Raw genomic sequence first — 15,425 nt, forward strand, 5'->3', positions numbered from 1 at the left:
AACCCAAAAAGTCTTGAAAGAAGTCCCGCTCCGGCAGATTGCCCGCGCGAATAAACCCCACAAATCAAGCGGATACAAATCCGCGCAATGTTAAAGAAAATGCCATTTTGATACAAGGCAAAGACCTGGGGAACGTCTGGAATTGCGCGGTGAAATTGCGAGAAATTGAACAATTCCCGAATGGAAATTCAAAACCACAACTACCGGATAGAAAAAAGCCCGGCAGTTGCCGGGCCAAAAAGAAAGCTTAACGCTTGGAGAATTGTGGCTTCTTACGCGCTTTGCGCAGACCCACTTTCTTACGCTCAACTTCACGGGCGTCGCGGGTAACAAAACCAGCGGCGCGCAGCGGTTGACGCAGCTCCTCATCGTACTGCATCAGGGCGCGGGTCAGGCCGTGACGGATAGCACCCGCCTGACCAAAGGAACCACCACCTTTTACAGTTGCAATGATGTCGAATTTTTCGACCATGTCGACCTTTTCCAGCGGCTGACGCACGATCATGCGAGCCACCTGGCGGCCAAAGTATTCGTCCAGGGTGCGACCATTTACGCTGATTTTGCCTTCACCCGGTACGATAAATACACGAGCGGTGGAGGTCTTGCGGCGGCCGGTACCGTAGTATTGAGTAGTTGCCATCAGATTTCTTCCCGTTTAGATCGCCAGTTCAATCGGCTGTTGCGCCGCGTGAGGATGTTCACTACCGCCGTATACTTTCAGCTTCTTGAACATGGCGCGACCCAGAGGACCCTTCGGCAGCATGCCTTTAACGGCGCTTTGAATGGTGCGCTCGGGCGCTTTCTCGATCAGCTTTTCAAAGCTGATGGACTTGAGACCACCGGGATAGCCGGAGTGGCTGTGGTAGATCTTGTCTTTGGCCTTGTTGCCGGTCACGCGAACCTTCTCGGCATTGATTACGATGATGTAATCGCCAGTGTCCACGTGGGGCGTGTATTCAGGCTTGTGCTTGCCACGCAGGCGGTGGGCGATCTCGGCAGAAATACGGCCGAGGGTCTTGTCCGCAGCGTCAACAATGTACCAGTCGCGTTTTACCGCTTCCGGCTTTGCACTGTATGTCTTCATGTTATAAACACCTGTAATATGACCCCCTGGTATTAGGGGCCGTCCCACAAAAGAGCGCGGATAGTACAAAAGGAGTGCTCGCTTTTCAAGCGGTTTATACGGTGGGGCTATTCCGGGCGGTGCGCCCTTTCCAGGTACTCCCTGGACTGCATTTCCAGTAGCCGACTGACTGTGCGCTCGAACTCAAAACGCAGATGCTGCCCGCCATATAGCGCCTCTGCCGGCACCTCCGCAGAGATCACCAGTTTTACACAGCGGTCGTAAAATTCATCTACCAGATTGATAAAACGGCGTGCCTGGGCATCCATACGCTCGTCAAACTGCGGTACCGCCGCCAGAAGAACTGTCTGAAATTCCCGCGCCAGTTCTATGTAGTCATTTTGTGAACGGGGACCATCGCATAGATCCGTAAAGTTAAACCAGGCTACATCATCCCCTACTTTTAATGCGCGAATGGGGCGCCCCTCAACCTGCAGGTCCACATTACTGCGCACTTCGCAACCATCCACGATCAGGCGATTAAAGCTGCGATACAGATTTTCATCTGCCGCCTTGTCGAGCGGCGCATGATAAAGCTCTAACAACTCCAGAGTACGCAACCGGTAATCTGTACCGCCATCGACATTCACCACCTTGGTGTGGCGCTGCAGAAGATCGATTGCGGGCAGAAAGCGGGCCCGCTGCAAACCATCCTTATAGAGCCCCTCCGGCACAATATTGGATGTGACTACCAGAGTTACCCCGCGACGAAACAAGGCCTCCAAAAGACCCGCCAGTATCATGGCATCGGCGATATCAGAGACAAAGAACTCATCAAAACAGAGCACCCTAGTCCGTCGTGCAATCTTGTCGGCCACCTTTTCCAGTGGGTTTTTCTCCCCCGCATACTCTTTCAGATCCTGATGAACCTGGCGCATAAAGCGATGGAAGTGGGTACGCTGTTTTTGCTCAAACGGCAGGGACTCATAGAAGGCATCCATCAAATAGGTCTTACCCCGCCCTACCCCGCCCCAGAAATAGAGGCCCCGCTCAGGACCCACATCGGCGCCGCGCAAGCGTGAAACCAGACTTGCGAGAAAACCCCGCTTAGCCCTGGCCACCAGGCGCCAATGCAGATTTTGCAGCTCCTGAACCGCCGCCCGTTGGGACAGATCCTCGATAAAATCAGGGCGCTGAAGGTCGTTCTCGTAGCGCTCAAGGGGGGACAGTAAGAGGGGTTTGGCGGGCAACATAGATGAAATTTTCTTCAACAACCGAGTAACAGGCGCGCACTCTATCAAATTCATTACGGAGCCGCCTAGGTGGCAAAGTTGCAATATAGAGGTAGTACCCTTAGACCTTCACCAGTATCCGAAGCCTCCGATCCCTGTCCGATTCGCCAGCTAGTACCGGCAATTCGGAACTGGCGGTACATTGGCTTGTCGCATATAAGCAACAATCTTAATTGTCGGATTAATAATCGCGTATACTGGGCCCGCTAACATGGGGCAACAGCCACTCGCAGATGACTACACAGGGCCCTGTGAATAACATTACCCAGATGACCGCCATCCATCACCATGCACCAGGAATCGCCAGTGCCATATAAGAGCAAGTTCGGGAGGTAGAAAGTGCACTCTACATCGGTATTAATTTTAGTTGGCATCCTCGGCATGACGCTAGGTGCTTTCTTGACCTACCTGGCGATTCGCGGACGTTCCAGTGTTGACCGCACCCAGGAGTTGGAGCAGCGTCTGCGCGAGGCGAATAGCAAGCTCGAGGACTTCCAACTGCAGGTCAATGAACACTTCGACCAAACCTCTCAGTTGGTTCACAATCTGACCGAAAGCTACAAAGAAGTTCACGAATACCTATCCAACAGCGCTTTGAGACTATCCAGTCAGGATATAGGCCGACAAATGCTGGAAGCTGGTAGTGGCAAGCTAAAGGATGATGACAAGCAACTCCAAGAAATGGGGCCACCGAAAGATTGGGCGCCCAAAGAACCCGGAGCCAAAGGTACCCTAGACGAAGACTACGGCCTTGAAAAAGAGGCGCATGTAGGCAACTAACAGTTGCACCTCCAAGATTTTTGATCTCATCCTTTCGATCAGGGAAAGAATAGTGGCAAAGAAAAAGGCGGGGTGGCCCGCCTTTTCCCGTAGACCCTGAAAATTACAGGCTCTGATAATAATCCATCAGGATCTGCGCCACTTCTGGGCGGGAGAATTCCGGCGGCGGGGCAATGCCATCCCCAAGCATCTCACGCACCTTGGTGCCAGATAGCAGAATAAAGTCATCTTTGGTGTGATCCGGCACATCACGCATCATTACCACCTTATTGAGCTTCTTTGAGTAAGCGGTGTGGTCGGCACGGAAGATTTCTATTTCCAAAGCACCCTCAGGAACCTTCTCATCGAAAATAGCCTGCGCATCAAAAGCGCCGTAGTAATCTCCAACACCAGCGTGATCGCGACCTACGATCAGGTGGCTACAACCACAATTCTGGCGGAATACCGCATGCAGCACGGCTTCACGAGGGCCTGCATAGAGCATGTCGAAGCCATAACCAGTCACCATCACGGTATTGGCCGGGAAGTAGAGCTCTACCATCTTACGAATCGAGGCATCGCGCACCGGCGCCGGGATATCACCAGGCTTCAACTGCCCCAGTAACATGTGAATCAGAACACCATCCGCCTCGACAGCCTCTAGGGCCATCTTGCACAGCTCTTCATGGGCGCGGTGCATGGGATTACGGGTTTGGAAGGCTACTACCTTGCTCCAGCCACGCTCGGCAAATTCGTTGCGAATTTCCACTGCTGTGCGAAAGGTATCCGGGAAGTCACTAATAAAGTAACTAAAGTTCAACACCTCAATCGGGCCTGAAATTAGCTTACGACCAGCGGACTTAAAGGTGGCCACACCAGGGTGCTTATCATCCAGGGTACCGAAGACCTGCTCAGCCATGATATCCATCTGCTCATCGGAAACGGTTTCAATCGCCTCCACGTCCATAACTGCCAGTACTGGATTACCCTCAACATTCGGGTCTCGCAAGGCGATTCTAGAGGCGCCCTCAATTGCGCTAGTGTCTTCAACAACATTCAGTACTGGCACTGGCCAAAACAAGCCGTCGGCTGTGCGCAGGGTGGCTGCCACACTCAGGGCATCGGCCAGATTCATGTAACCGTGCAGGGGATTGAAGTAGCCCGCTCCCAGCATTACCGCGTTGGCGGCAGCGGCAGAACTGATCACAATAGAGGGCAACGACTCCGCTTCATGCATCAACTGGTGATGCCGTTCGCTGTCATAAACGAAGCGAGGCTGCAGCTCAACACTGCCATGGGGGCGAACTAAGGACATTTTGGTCTCCAAATACAAAATTTGCCGGTTAGTCAATTATCGACTGGCTATTATACGCATCTGCACAGACTGACCAATGTCAAACCGATACAGAGGGGGGGAGTATAGACCCCAGCTCTCTGGAACCCTGCCAGCAAAAGCCCAACCGGCAATCAAAGGCTTGGCTCAACAAAAAATACCCCACCAAATTTCCACTTCACCAAGGGCACTATCGCAAACAACGACACAGTGCTAAAACTGCAGCCCCAAATGGCAGAGCCGATGGAATACAAGCCTCAAGTCTATTAACAATGATCGTGAGGTGGGGAGTGAGCTTAGAGGAACAAACCCAATCTCTAATTTAGGGACACTCCTGATCAACCCCATAGAACATATAAGAGGTCTTTGTAAGATTAAAAAGTGATCTGAAGGTTACCGAACAAATTATTTGGAGGATTTACCGCAAATAATGATTGATAGGGATACTCTGAGTACTAGCTATCTATAAGAACGGCCCTTTAATAATCAGGGCATCCCAAGATTATACGTTCGATAAGAGTTGGATAGGCCCACCCATAAAAGCCTCGACTGAGCACCCTTTTCTCACTTTTAATAGCTCCCCACCAACTCCCCTCCGGCAACACCAAAACAACTGTAGGCCCCGACTCGGCGAATCCCCAGCAAGACGTGTGTATAATCAGCGCAAAGAGGAGTCTCGAGTGTCCCAAAATCGCTTTTTACAGGATTGGGCCCTGCCTACCCTGATCGGCTTGGCTATGGCCGCCCTGCTATTGCTTATCTTTCCGCAATTGCGCGGAGTAAACCCCACCCCCTCTCAAGGGGACTGGCAGGGGCCGGTATCCTATGCCCCGGCGGTCAATATGGCGGGGCCTGCCGTAGTCAATATTTATACCCGTATGGCGCTGCCACAACGGCAACATCCGTTATTTAATGACCCCCTATTTCGCCGTTTGTTCGACAACATGAACGTTCCGCAGAGGGAGCGCATGCAATCAAACCTGGGCTCCGGGGTTATTGTCAGTGACAATGGCTATATCCTCACCAACCACCATGTGGTCGACCAGGCAGACGCGATTGTTATTCTGCTGGCCGATGGTCGCGAAGCGCAGGCCCGCATGGTCGGCAGTGATGCAGACTTTGACTTGGCTGTTTTGAAAATTGAACTGGACGATCTTACCTCTATCTCGGTAGGTGAGCCCGAAGCCGCGCAGGTAGGCGATGTGGTACTGGCAATCGGCAATCCCTTTGGAGTGGGTCAAACTGTAACCCAAGGCATTATCAGCGCCAAAGGACGACACCTGGAAAACTCCGGCACCGGCAGCCACCTGCAAAACTTCCTGCAAACTGATGCAGCAGTGAACCCCGGCAACTCTGGCGGCGCACTGGTGGATTCCCGAGGGCGCCTGCTCGGTATCAACACATCAATCCTGAACCAGTCTGGATATTCCGGTGGAATCAGCTTCGCTATTCCCGCCAATATCGCCTTCAAAGTGATGCAGGACATCATCGCCTACGGCCGGGTTGTGCCCGGCTGGCTAGGCATTGAAGCCAGCGCGATCAGCCCACAGATGGCTAAGGAGTTCAATCTCGCCTCCACCGGGGGGGTTATGATCACCGCCATCTACAATGAAAGCCCTGCCTACAACGCAGGGCTTAAACCAGGGGACGTAATCACCCATATCGATGGGCTGCCAATTGGCGATGGAAAACAGGGCGAAGCCACTATGGCAACTCTGCGACCAGGAGACACCATTTCCATCACCTTCACTCGCGAAGGCGCATCTCATACCGTAGAGGCGACAGTGTCAGTCAAACCGGATACGACAACCCCCGCAGAGTAATCCTTTAGGAAACAAGGAAGCCAAGTTATGCGCGCAATCATGCTATCCCTTCTCCTAGTATTGGCAGCGGGGCAGTCTAGAGCCGATGACAGGGAAGATCTCCAGAAACTACTGCACCACTTTATCGACAATGCCGCCAGTAGTGCAGAAGCTCATCAACGCTTTTGGGCCGAGGACCTTATTTACACCAGCTCTGCAGGCAAGCGATTTGGCAAAGAGCAAATCATGCAGGGTATGGAAACGGCCGCAGATGAGCCGATGACAGTGAGTTACGCTGCCGAAGATGTCGATATCCGCCTGCTGGGAGATACGGCAGTAGTGGCATTCAAATTGGTAGCCAACGATAGCGACAAAGGGGAGAAAAATTATTACTTCAACACGGGCACCTTTGTAAAACGCCAGGGAGATTGGTATGTACTCGCCTGGCAGGCAACCCAAATTCCCGAAGAAGAGAGCAAGCCAAAAAATTAGTGAACTGCGCGGGCCAGGCTAGTTCCCGGCCTGCCTCTCGCGCCAGCTCTCACGAACATTGGCCATAAAGCGAGACTCACTGGGAACATTCGCCTGGGCAATTAATCCCCGCGCAAAAGCTTCGACTTCTTCCCTACCTCTCCCCTCTCCGGAAAAAGAGGCTCGCACCTTGATAAATTTATCCTGACGGACAAATAAATAGGTGTGGGTATCAAAGCGCTCCCCGTCTGCGGCAAGAAAATAACCTGAAAGCCTGGTTACAGGTAGATCCTGCCCCTGTACACGCCAAATTTCAGAGGCCTCCTCGTTGAGATCCAGCGCCTGCCACTGGGCCTCTTTCTCCACCAAATACAGTTCCTGGCGAACTCTATCCAACTCCCGCACCTGTGCCAGCTGCATATCCCCCCATTCCCAATTTGGGATTGGGTAGACAAACACATCGACCGAGTCGAACTGAAACTGGCGATGCACGTAGCGCGTTTGGGCACCAAATAAAGGATGGCTGGCAAGCACTAACGGATTGCTCACATACTCGCCGACCGACTCAGGCAAATTAAGAGCTGTATGGTAATCACTCGCCCCAATTGACTGATAGAGATATTCCGGCTCCATTGCCCTATCGTTCTGCAACTGGGATATCAACTGGGCTGCCACCACCTTGGCTAAATCTCGCTTCGCGCTGGCAGGAGAGCTAAACAGGCTCACTGTTGTTGTGAACGGAAATTCAAGCTGGTAACGCTTTAAAGGCAGGCCATGCCAAGTCAGGATTGCACTTACCTGGATGTCCCGGGTAGTTCGCACCGGTGCCAGCATCATGGTGGCCCCAGCAATCACCGCTTCTCCGATTTCCTCTATACCTTCTTCGGAATATCCAGCTGAACTTACCAGTAGTTGATAGGGAACATCGTCATTGCCGAAATGCACAGACTGAAAGACGGTGGAGGTCTCCAACTCAGAAAACAATTCCGTGTAATCCACGACATCGTATTGGCAGTGCTTGAGTAGAGAGCTTTCAGAATAGTCATTGCAGCGACGTTCGAAATCCTCTTCGGGCATCTTGGCAAAGAGTGATAAGGAGGGAAGACTTTGCTCCGCCTGCGCATACTCTGTAACGTTATATTGATCAGTGTTCGCACAGCCAACCAACGACAGAGCCGCCAAACACAGAAATAGTTTTCGCATGATGTGCCTTACTGGTGCCTGATACCGCAACAAGATGAACGTTTACTTCCTGATCCGAAAGGCGGCAGAGCGGGCATGGGCTTCCAACCCCTCACCCCGTGCGAGAGTGGCGGCCACACGTCCGAGCTGGTCGGCACCTTGCGGAGAACAAAAAATAATCGAACTGCGCTTCTGAAAATCGTAAACACCCAAGGGCGAAGAGAATCGTGCTGTACCGCTGGTAGGTAATACATGGTTGGGGCCAGCACAATAGTCCCCCAGAGCTTCTGCAGTATAGCGGCCCAGGAAAATCGCACCGGCATGGCGAATTTTCGGCAGTAGAGGCTCCGGATCAGCTACGGAAACCTCCAAATGTTCTGGAGCAATTCGGTTGGAAATTTTCAGCGCCTGCTCAAGGGAATCCACCAGGATCAAAGCACCGCGATCGAGAAGAGACTTGGCCGCTATTGATGCGCGAGGCAATTCAGCCAGCTGACGCTGCAGAGATGACTCAACCGCATCGAGAAATTCAGCATCGGGGCATAACAATATGGATTGTGCCTGTTCATCGTGCTCGGCCTGGGACAACAGATCCATTGCGATCCAGTCTGGATCGGTAGCACCATCACAAATAACCAAAATTTCCGAGGGTCCGGCGATCATATCGATTGCCACATGACCAAAGACCGCACGTTTAGCGCTAGCCACATAAATATTGCCGGGGCCAACTATCTTATCCACCGAGGCAATTGTCTCGGTGCCATAGGCCAGCGCTGCTACCGCTTGTGCGCCACCGATGGTAAGCACTCGATCTACCCCCGCTATAGCCGCTGCGGCCAAAACCAAGTCACTGATTTCCCCCTCGGGAGCCGGGACCACCATGGTCACTGAATCCACGCCGGCAACCTTGGCCGGAATAGCATTCATTAATACCGAAGACGGATAGCTAGCTTTACCGCCAGGCACATAGATGCCAACGCGTTCCATTGGGGTAATCTGTTGACCAAGTACCGTGCCATCTTCCTCGGTATAACGCCAGGACTCCTGTTTTTGATGCTCGTGATATTCACGCACACGCCGGGCGGAGATTTCCAGGGCTTCGCGCTCCTCAGCATCAATTCGGGCGAGGGCCTCATGCAGCACCTGCGGCGATACTAAAAAGTCTTCTGCCCGAATAAGGTTTCGACGGTCAAAGTGATTGGTATATTCGATAACTGCAGCATCACCATGAGTGCGCACCTGCTGCAGGATCTTTGCGACTGTCGCCTCTACCTGCTCATTGGCCACAGTCTCCCAGGCCAGTAACTGCTCTAGATGCCCATCAAAATCTGTGTCAGAGGCATTCAGCCGACGAATAACATTGCCAGTCATAACTTCAAAATCTTCTAGTTTTGCGCGACAGCCGCCGATAATTTTTCGATTAATTCACTAATGGGCTGATATTTCATCTTCATCGCAGCTTTATTGACGATCAAGCGACTACTGATATGTGCAATCATTTCGCGAGCCTCAAGACCATTGGCCTTTAAGGTATTACCGCTATCGACAATATCCACAATCTCATCGGCCAGATCCATCAGCGGTGCTAGCTCCATGGCACCATACAACTTAATAATATCCGCCTGCCGCCCTTGAGCCGCATAATGTCGTTTGGCGCTCTCAACAAATTTCGTCGCCACTTTGATCCGTCCCGCTGGCAGAGCAGCCCCCTTCACTCCCGCGGTCATCAGGCGGCAGCGCGCGATACCCAAGTCCAGCGGCTCATAGATACCATCGGCGCGATGTTCTAGCAGGGTATCCTTGCCGGCAACACCCATATCGGCGGCGCCATGCTGCACATAAGTGGGGACATCAACACCGCGCAGGAGGAGCAATCGCACTCCCTCACAGTTGGTGGGAAAAATGAGTTTGCGACTTTTCCCCAGATCTTCAAGTGGTTCCAGGCCCGCTGCCGCAAGCAAAGGTAGGGTTTCTTGCAGGATGCGCCCTTTAGTCAGGGCGATGGTGATTTGCATAGTCATTATTAAAGCCGGTTTATTTTCGAGGGCCGCCCCGGTAAAGTGACGGCCGCTTCAACTTGCTAACCGGGCACTCGGCGAATATTCGCCCCCAGCTGCTGTAATTTTTCCTCGATACACTCATAACCCCGGTCAATATGGTAAATACGGTCAACAATGGTAGTACCTTCAGCCACCATTCCCGCAATCACCAAACTGGCCGAAGCGCGTAAATCGGAAGCCATCACGGGGGCCCCTTTTAGCTTTTCGACACCGGTGACAAACGCCGTATTGCCCTCAAGGGTGATATCAGCGCCCATACGATTCAACTCGTGTACCTGTATCAGGCGGTTCTCAAAAATGGTCTCCACCACCGCGCCCTTACCTTCTGCGACGGCGTTCATAGCGGTAAACTGCGACTGCATATCAGTGGGAAACGCCGGGTATGGTGCAGTACGGAAGCTGACCGCCTTTGGACGGTTACCCTTCATATCCAACTCAATCCAGTCATCACCACAGCTCAGGTGTGCACCCGCCTCTTCAAACTTCACCAGTACCGCATCGAGGATATCCGCGCGGGTATGCAGAAGGCGGACCTTGCCGCGAGCTGCAGCCGCCGCTGCGAGGAAAGTACCGGTCTCGATACGATCCGGCATAACGGTGAAGGTACATGGAGCCAGCTTGGGAACACCGTGAATACGCATGGTGTCAGTACCAACGCCTTCTATCTGAGCACCCATGGCAATCAGGAATTCCGCCAGATCGACGATTTCGGGTTCACGTGCCGCATTGTGCAGTACTGTAGTGCCCTCCGCTAAAACCGCGGCCATTAGCAGGTTTTCCGTACCGCCAACAGTGACCTTCTCCATAACGATATTGGCGCCTTTTAGACGGCCGTTAGAGCGGGCCCGGATAAAGCCACCATCAATCGTTATTTCGGCGCCCATCGCCTCTAAACCTTTCAAGTGGATATCCACTGGACGGCTGCCAATAGCACAGCCACCGGGGAAAGAGACATTAGCTACACCATGGCGGGCGAGCAAGGGGCCCAACACCAAGATCGAGGCGCGCATGGTTTTTACCAACTCATAGGGCGCCGTCAGATCGTTGACCGAACGGGGGTCTATTTCAACACCCAGCTTCTCATCAACCGTGATATCACACCCCATACAGCGCAGCAGGGTAATCATCGTGGTGATGTCATTAAGGTGTGGCAGATTGTGAATATGTACCGGACCATCGGCCAAAAGCGCTGCGGCCAATATTGGCAGTGCGGAATTCTTTGCACCAGAAATTCGCAAGGTGCCGGAAATTGGGCTACCACCCTCTATTATTAACTTATCCATTCGGTCTCGTATTTCGGGGGTCGCCTGGATACAGGCGACAGATTATCGGCTGGCTTCTTCTGGAGTAAGGGTCTGCATTTGCACGGCATGCAAAGTGCCATCGGCAATTTTGTCATTTAGCGCCGCATAAACCAGCTGTTGCTTTTTTAAGCGGCTCAAACCTTCGAAAGCTCTGCTCACCACTGTTACCAACAGGTGGCTACCTTCAAAGGTGACGTCGACATTACTCTCGGGGATATGACCCTCAATGAGGGCTTTGATTTCATCTGGTTGCATAGGTGGGATTTGCGTTAGTTGAAAAACAGCACGCAAGTGTACTTGAATCGAGGAGGGTGCGCAGCTGCGCACCCTAAAGTTCGCCGACTAGCTCACTTTATCGGCTACATCCTGTCCTGCAGACCAATTGGAGATTACCTTTTCGATATCCCCATAAGACTGCATAGACTGGGAAAACTGACTGCGGAAAGTCTTACCCAGATTGACACCATTTAAGATAACGTTGATCAGTTTCCACTCACCGGCCCGATTGCGCACCAGGGTATAGGAGACTTTGGTGATACCCTCTTTGCTGCGCACTTCCTGCAAAACGTTAACCCGGTTACCGCTGGGCAAAGTCCCAGGGTTTACCACTTTCACATCTAGGTCGCCAAAATTTGCTACACCGCGAGCAAATGTTGCCACTAGGTCCCGGCGGAAAGTGCTGGCAAAACGTGAGCGTTGAGTCGCAGTAGCCTGCTTGGCATAACGCCCCATAACACCGCGTGCAATAAAATCAAAATCCACCACTGGGGTCAGCACACCCTCAACAGCACTGTAATATCTCTGCGGGTCGGAATTGGCATATTGGGCATTTGAGCGAATGACACTCAACAATTCTTGGGAAACCCCCTCAATCATTACATAAGGGTTTTGATCGGCATTCGCAGCGGGGACCACAGCAGATACCAATACTGCGCAAAGTACAAATCTTAGCCATCGGGAAAAACCGTACCGACCAATCCAAAATGATGTATTCACAAATACTCTCCAATTAGCAAATCATTCCTTGGACGCACACAGCGTAAATAAGTGCCATGACGAGACTGCTGGCATCTTCCCCCGGGAGTGGGGATTTGTCGTTCATCCACTGAGTGACATAGCTGACAGCAGCGGCGGCAGACTATACCATGACCGCGCCCGGTGGTGTGGCAATGTACGAGCGTGTCATTTGGCACTTCGGCTAGCGCCCAGAGTTCTTACATGCCCATAAAGGTGTAGGTGTAAGTACCACGTATCGTATACAGATTAGCACGACAACCACAGCAGCTGCCGTGGTAAACAAAAAGCAAGACGCCGGCATTCTGCTGGGCGGAGAAAACCACCAAAGATAGTTTATAAAATCAGAAGTTATTTAATTAGAAGTCAGTTACCAGAGGCACCCAATGAACCAGGATTTAATATTGCAGGCTGGGCGACGTACCGTTCGCATGGAAACGGAAGCTGTCGCCGCACTGGAACAAAGGATCAACGGCAACTTCCATCGCGCCTGTGAGATGATTCTGCAATGCCCCGGTCGCACCATCGTAACAGGCATGGGCAAATCCGGGCATATTGGGAGGAAAATAGCGGCAACCCTCGCCAGTACAGGCACCCCGAGTTTCTTCGTACATCCCGGAGAAGCAAGCCACGGCGATCTGGGAATGATCACTCGCGACGATCTAGTGATCGCCATCTCCAACTCGGGCTCTTCCGCTGAGGTACTGACTTTACTGCCACTGCTAAAGCGCCTGAGCATCCCCATGATCAGCATGACAGGCAAGACTGACTCCCCTTTGGCACAAGCAGCAGAGGTCAATTTGGATATTTCAGTGGAGACTGAGGCCTGCCCTCTCAATCTGGCACCAACCTCCTCAACTACCGTCACCCTGGTCATGGGCGACGCACTGGCAGTAGCCTTGCTTGAAGCAAGGGGATTTACCGCCGAAGACTTTGCCTTCTCCCATCCAGGTGGAGCACTTGGCCGACGCCTACTGCTCAAGGTGGAAGATGTCATGCATGCAGGGGAAGAGCTGCCCCAGGTCCAACCAGACACTCTGCTGTCCAAGGCCTTGCTGGAGATGACCAGCAAAGGATTTGGTATGACCACCATTGTCGACGCCAAGGGAGAACTGCTTGGTGTATTTACCGACGGTGACTTGCGCCGTGTGATCGACCATAAGATTGAGCTGGATAAAGCCACTATGGATCAAGTGATGAGCCGCCGTCCTAAAACGGTATCCGCCGAGACCCTGGCTGCGGAAGCACTGCGTATTATGGAAGATTACAAAATCACCGCCCTTGTCGTAGAGGATGAAGCTCACTTCCCCATCGGCGTTTTACATATGCACGATATACTCCGCGCCGGCGTAATCTGAGATAATCAAACGATTTGCAGGGCAAATTGCCGCCCTGTAGTCAGCAAGTAAGGATAACTCTGGTGGTTTCTGAAAAAGAAATAAGCGCTGCCCTGCAGAAAGTACGCTGGTTGGTGTTGGATGTAGATGGCGTCCTCACCGACGGCAAACTCTATTTCGACAATAATGGCAATGAGCTGAAAACCTTTAATACCCTCGACGGACACGGTATTAAGATGCTGCAAAATTCCGGGGTTCGCGTAGCCATTATTACAGGGCGTCGCAGCTCCGTAGTGGAACGCCGCGCTCACGACTTGGGAATCAGTAAACTGATTCAGGGACGCGAAGACAAATTTACCGCGCTACAGGAACTTTTGGCCGATGAGCCCTGCCGCCTGGAAGATATCGCCTACATCGGTGATGACTATCCAGACCTGCTGGTGATGACCCGTATCGGCTGTCCCATAGCCCCACCCAATGCTGCGATCCCAGTCAGAGAACGCGCTTTGTGGACAACCCAAGCCCGCGGCGGAGAAGGCGCTGTGCGCGAAGTTTGTGATCGAATTATGAAGGCGCAGGGAACATTTGACTCGGCCCTTGCCCCCTATATTGGAGAGCAATAATGCGCACCTGGCTGCCGCTGCTATTAGTTGTATCGCTAATCAGTGTTGGCCTATGGCTATCGGAAAGCCCTCCAAATCAGCTGCTGGGGATATCCCCAACACCCGAGCAGTATGACAAGGCTGCAGAAATGATCATCCGAAATGCCAAGACACGACACTTTAATGAGGAAGGAAACCTAGCCTACCGGGTAGACGCGGATCAGATAACCTACTACCAATTTAAACTTCGCGACCGAGCGGATCTGGCGGAACCCCGCATGCTCTTTTACGAGGATGACCAGCCGAAATGGCGTACTGAGTCCCGCCAGGGAGTCGCTTACAACCGTGGTGAACGATTAGTCCTGAGTGGCGATGTGGTAATTGATGAACTACCCGCCCCTGGCGGTATCAAATTGGAAACATCAAGCATTACGATTCTGCCCGCGAAGGAATTCGCCGAGACAGACAAAGTTGTTACTATTAGCTCTGGCCCTAACCGCACCACGGGGAAGGGTATGCGCGCTTACCTGAATGAAGACCGGATGGAAATCCTATCTGACGTAAAGAGCATCTATGACACTGACTAAATACAGCCAACTGTTCAAAATCTCCGCTATTGCAGCGCTGGCGCTCACAGCCTCAGTGGCTGTTGCACTGCCCGAAGATCGCCAACAGCGGATCAACATCAGTTCTGATGCAATGAATGCAGGCCTCAATAATAACTTAGTGGTATATAACAAAAACGTTGTTATAACCCAGGGCTCTTTGAAAATTCAGGCCGACCGCGTAGAAGTTTACTTCACTCCAGAAAAAGAAATCAGTCGCGTCGTAGCTGTAGGCAAGCCTGCACATTTCCAACAAAAAATTCTTCAAGGCGAGAACCCTGTGAAGGCCAGAGCCCAGCGTATTGTTTACCAGGTGGGCTCTGAAGAGCTGCAACTTACAGGTAAAGCTCATGTTGATCGTGAAGGCAACACACTGGCAGCGGAAAAAATTGATTACGACCTCACTACGGAACAAATGAGTGCCAAAGGCCAAACAGGTAAAGGGCGCGTAGAAATGACATGGAAGCCCGAGAAAAAAGAGAATCCACAAGGCGCCAGTGACAACCAAGAGCAGCAAAACCCCTAACTGCCACTCAGGCATCAAGCAACAGATATTATTTGCACCGGCGGGCATCACTCTGCCCGCGGCATGGATAGATTT

Annotated in this window: 17 protein-coding genes; 7 read left to right on the forward strand and 10 right to left on the reverse strand. The window is 52.3% G+C overall.

Annotation, left to right across the window (positions count from 1 at the left end; all coding sequences use genetic code 11):
* Window positions 1-247: 247 nt before the first annotated feature.
* The 3 genes from rpsI to zapE form a co-directional block, all read right to left on the reverse strand.
* The gene (gene rpsI, locus LC073_RS07460) at window positions 248-640 is read right to left on the reverse strand and encodes a 30S ribosomal protein S9 (RefSeq protein ID WP_226645647.1); all 393 of its coding nucleotides are present in this window, start codon (window positions 638-640) and stop codon (window positions 248-250) included.
* A gap of 15 nt (window positions 641-655) precedes the next feature.
* Window positions 656-1,084, reverse strand: a complete 429-nt coding sequence (rplM, locus tag LC073_RS07465) for a 50S ribosomal protein L13 (RefSeq protein WP_152454552.1) — start codon at window positions 1,082-1,084, stop codon at window positions 656-658.
* Window positions 1,085-1,191: 107 nt separating this feature from the next.
* Window positions 1,192-2,292, reverse strand: a complete 1,101-nt coding sequence (gene zapE / locus LC073_RS07470; protein WP_319004712.1) for a cell division protein ZapE — start codon at window positions 2,290-2,292, stop codon at window positions 1,192-1,194.
* 402 nt (window positions 2,293-2,694) lie between these two features.
* Between zapE and LC073_RS07475 the strand changes: the two genes are divergently transcribed.
* A complete protein-coding gene (locus LC073_RS07475; RefSeq protein WP_226645653.1) occupies window positions 2,695-3,135 on the forward strand; it encodes a YhcB family protein in 441 nt (146 codons plus the stop codon).
* Window positions 3,136-3,238: 103 nt separating this feature from the next.
* Here the strand turns inward: LC073_RS07475 and sat are convergent, their stop codons facing one another.
* Entirely contained in the window at window positions 3,239-4,429 is a 1,191-nt protein-coding gene (gene sat / locus LC073_RS07480) for a sulfate adenylyltransferase (RefSeq protein WP_226645656.1), read from the reverse strand.
* A 698-nt stretch (window positions 4,430-5,127) separates the two neighbouring features.
* On the opposite strand from sat, the gene LC073_RS07485 reads away from it, so the two are divergent.
* Both LC073_RS07485 and LC073_RS07490 read left to right on the forward strand, forming a co-directional pair.
* Window positions 5,128-6,270, forward strand: a complete 1,143-nt coding sequence (locus LC073_RS07485) for a S1C family serine protease (protein ID WP_226645659.1) — start codon at window positions 5,128-5,130, stop codon at window positions 6,268-6,270.
* Window positions 6,271-6,297: 27 nt separating this feature from the next.
* Window positions 6,298-6,741: a nuclear transport factor 2 family protein gene (locus LC073_RS07490; RefSeq protein WP_226645662.1), complete on the forward strand. Its 444-nt coding sequence runs from the start codon at window positions 6,298-6,300 to the stop codon at window positions 6,739-6,741.
* A gap of 18 nt (window positions 6,742-6,759) precedes the next feature.
* Here the strand turns inward: LC073_RS07490 and LC073_RS07495 are convergent, their stop codons facing one another.
* The 6 genes from LC073_RS07495 to LC073_RS07520 form a co-directional block, all read right to left on the reverse strand.
* Entirely contained in the window at window positions 6,760-7,923 is a 1,164-nt protein-coding gene (locus tag LC073_RS07495; RefSeq protein ID WP_226645664.1) for a hypothetical protein, read from the reverse strand.
* A gap of 42 nt (window positions 7,924-7,965) precedes the next feature.
* Window positions 7,966-9,273: a histidinol dehydrogenase gene (gene hisD, locus LC073_RS07500; RefSeq protein ID WP_226645667.1), complete on the reverse strand. Its 1,308-nt coding sequence runs from the start codon at window positions 9,271-9,273 to the stop codon at window positions 7,966-7,968.
* Between the two features lie 14 nt (window positions 9,274-9,287).
* Window positions 9,288-9,923: an ATP phosphoribosyltransferase gene (hisG, locus tag LC073_RS07505; protein ID WP_226645670.1), complete on the reverse strand. Its 636-nt coding sequence runs from the start codon at window positions 9,921-9,923 to the stop codon at window positions 9,288-9,290.
* Window positions 9,924-9,982: 59 nt separating this feature from the next.
* Window positions 9,983-11,245 carry a UDP-N-acetylglucosamine 1-carboxyvinyltransferase gene (murA, locus tag LC073_RS07510; protein ID WP_226645673.1) on the reverse strand — a complete coding sequence of 421 codons (1,263 nt, stop codon included), beginning with the start codon at window positions 11,243-11,245 and terminating at the stop codon, window positions 9,983-9,985.
* A 42-nt stretch (window positions 11,246-11,287) separates the two neighbouring features.
* On the reverse strand, window positions 11,288-11,521 hold the full coding sequence (locus tag LC073_RS07515; protein WP_226645676.1) for a BolA family protein: 234 nt from the start codon (window positions 11,519-11,521) through the stop codon (window positions 11,288-11,290).
* Window positions 11,522-11,608: 87 nt separating this feature from the next.
* On the reverse strand, window positions 11,609-12,262 hold the full coding sequence (locus LC073_RS07520) for a phospholipid-binding protein MlaC (RefSeq protein WP_226645679.1): 654 nt from the start codon (window positions 12,260-12,262) through the stop codon (window positions 11,609-11,611).
* 404 nt (window positions 12,263-12,666) lie between these two features.
* Between LC073_RS07520 and LC073_RS07525 the strand changes: the two genes are divergently transcribed.
* The 4 genes from LC073_RS07525 (at window position 12,667) to lptA (ending at window position 15,350) form a co-directional block, all read left to right on the forward strand.
* Window positions 12,667-13,638 carry a KpsF/GutQ family sugar-phosphate isomerase gene (locus LC073_RS07525; protein ID WP_226645681.1) on the forward strand — a complete coding sequence of 324 codons (972 nt, stop codon included), beginning with the start codon at window positions 12,667-12,669 and terminating at the stop codon, window positions 13,636-13,638.
* Between the two features lie 62 nt (window positions 13,639-13,700).
* Entirely contained in the window at window positions 13,701-14,240 is a 540-nt protein-coding gene (locus LC073_RS07530) for a KdsC family phosphatase (protein ID WP_226645684.1), read from the forward strand.
* Window positions 14,240-14,806 (forward strand): LPS export ABC transporter periplasmic protein LptC, encoded by a 567-nt coding sequence (lptC, locus tag LC073_RS07535; RefSeq protein WP_226645687.1) that lies wholly within the window; start codon window positions 14,240-14,242, stop codon window positions 14,804-14,806. Before LC073_RS07530 ends, lptC begins: the two co-directional genes overlap by 1 nt.
* Window positions 14,793-15,350, forward strand: coding sequence for a lipopolysaccharide transport periplasmic protein LptA (lptA, locus tag LC073_RS07540; RefSeq protein WP_226645691.1), 558 nt, complete (start codon window positions 14,793-14,795; stop codon window positions 15,348-15,350). The genes lptC and lptA overlap by 14 nt, the downstream gene beginning before the upstream one ends.
* Window positions 15,351-15,425: the final 75 nt, after the last annotated feature.

It is taken from the genome of Microbulbifer variabilis (assembly GCF_020524905.1).
Taxonomy (GTDB): Bacteria; Pseudomonadota; Gammaproteobacteria; order Pseudomonadales; family Cellvibrionaceae; genus Microbulbifer; species Microbulbifer variabilis_A.

Coding starts and splice junctions, on each gene's coding strand:
- rpsI (WP_226645647.1), bottom strand. CDS start 640: ATGGCAACTACTCAATACTACGGTACCGGCCGCCGCAAGACCTCCACC.
- rplM (WP_152454552.1), bottom strand. CDS start 1,084: ATGAAGACATACAGTGCAAAGCCGGAAGCGGTAAAACGCGACTGGTAC.
- sat (WP_226645656.1), bottom strand. CDS start 4,429: ATGTCCTTAGTTCGCCCCCATGGCAGTGTTGAGCTGCAGCCTCGCTTC.
- LC073_RS07490 (WP_226645662.1), top strand. CDS start 6,298: ATGCGCGCAATCATGCTATCCCTTCTCCTAGTATTGGCAGCGGGGCAG.
- LC073_RS07495 (WP_226645664.1), bottom strand. CDS start 7,923: ATGCGAAAACTATTTCTGTGTTTGGCGGCTCTGTCGTTGGTTGGCTGT.
- hisD (WP_226645667.1), bottom strand. CDS start 9,273: ATGACTGGCAATGTTATTCGTCGGCTGAATGCCTCTGACACAGATTTT.
- hisG (WP_226645670.1), bottom strand. CDS start 9,923: ATGACTATGCAAATCACCATCGCCCTGACTAAAGGGCGCATCCTGCAA.
- murA (WP_226645673.1), bottom strand. CDS start 11,245: ATGGATAAGTTAATAATAGAGGGTGGTAGCCCAATTTCCGGCACCTTG.
- LC073_RS07515 (WP_226645676.1), bottom strand. CDS start 11,521: ATGCAACCAGATGAAATCAAAGCCCTCATTGAGGGTCATATCCCCGAG.
- LC073_RS07525 (WP_226645681.1), top strand. CDS start 12,667: ATGAACCAGGATTTAATATTGCAGGCTGGGCGACGTACCGTTCGCATG.
- lptC (WP_226645687.1), top strand. CDS start 14,240: ATGCGCACCTGGCTGCCGCTGCTATTAGTTGTATCGCTAATCAGTGTT.
- lptA (WP_226645691.1), top strand. CDS start 14,793: ATGACACTGACTAAATACAGCCAACTGTTCAAAATCTCCGCTATTGCA.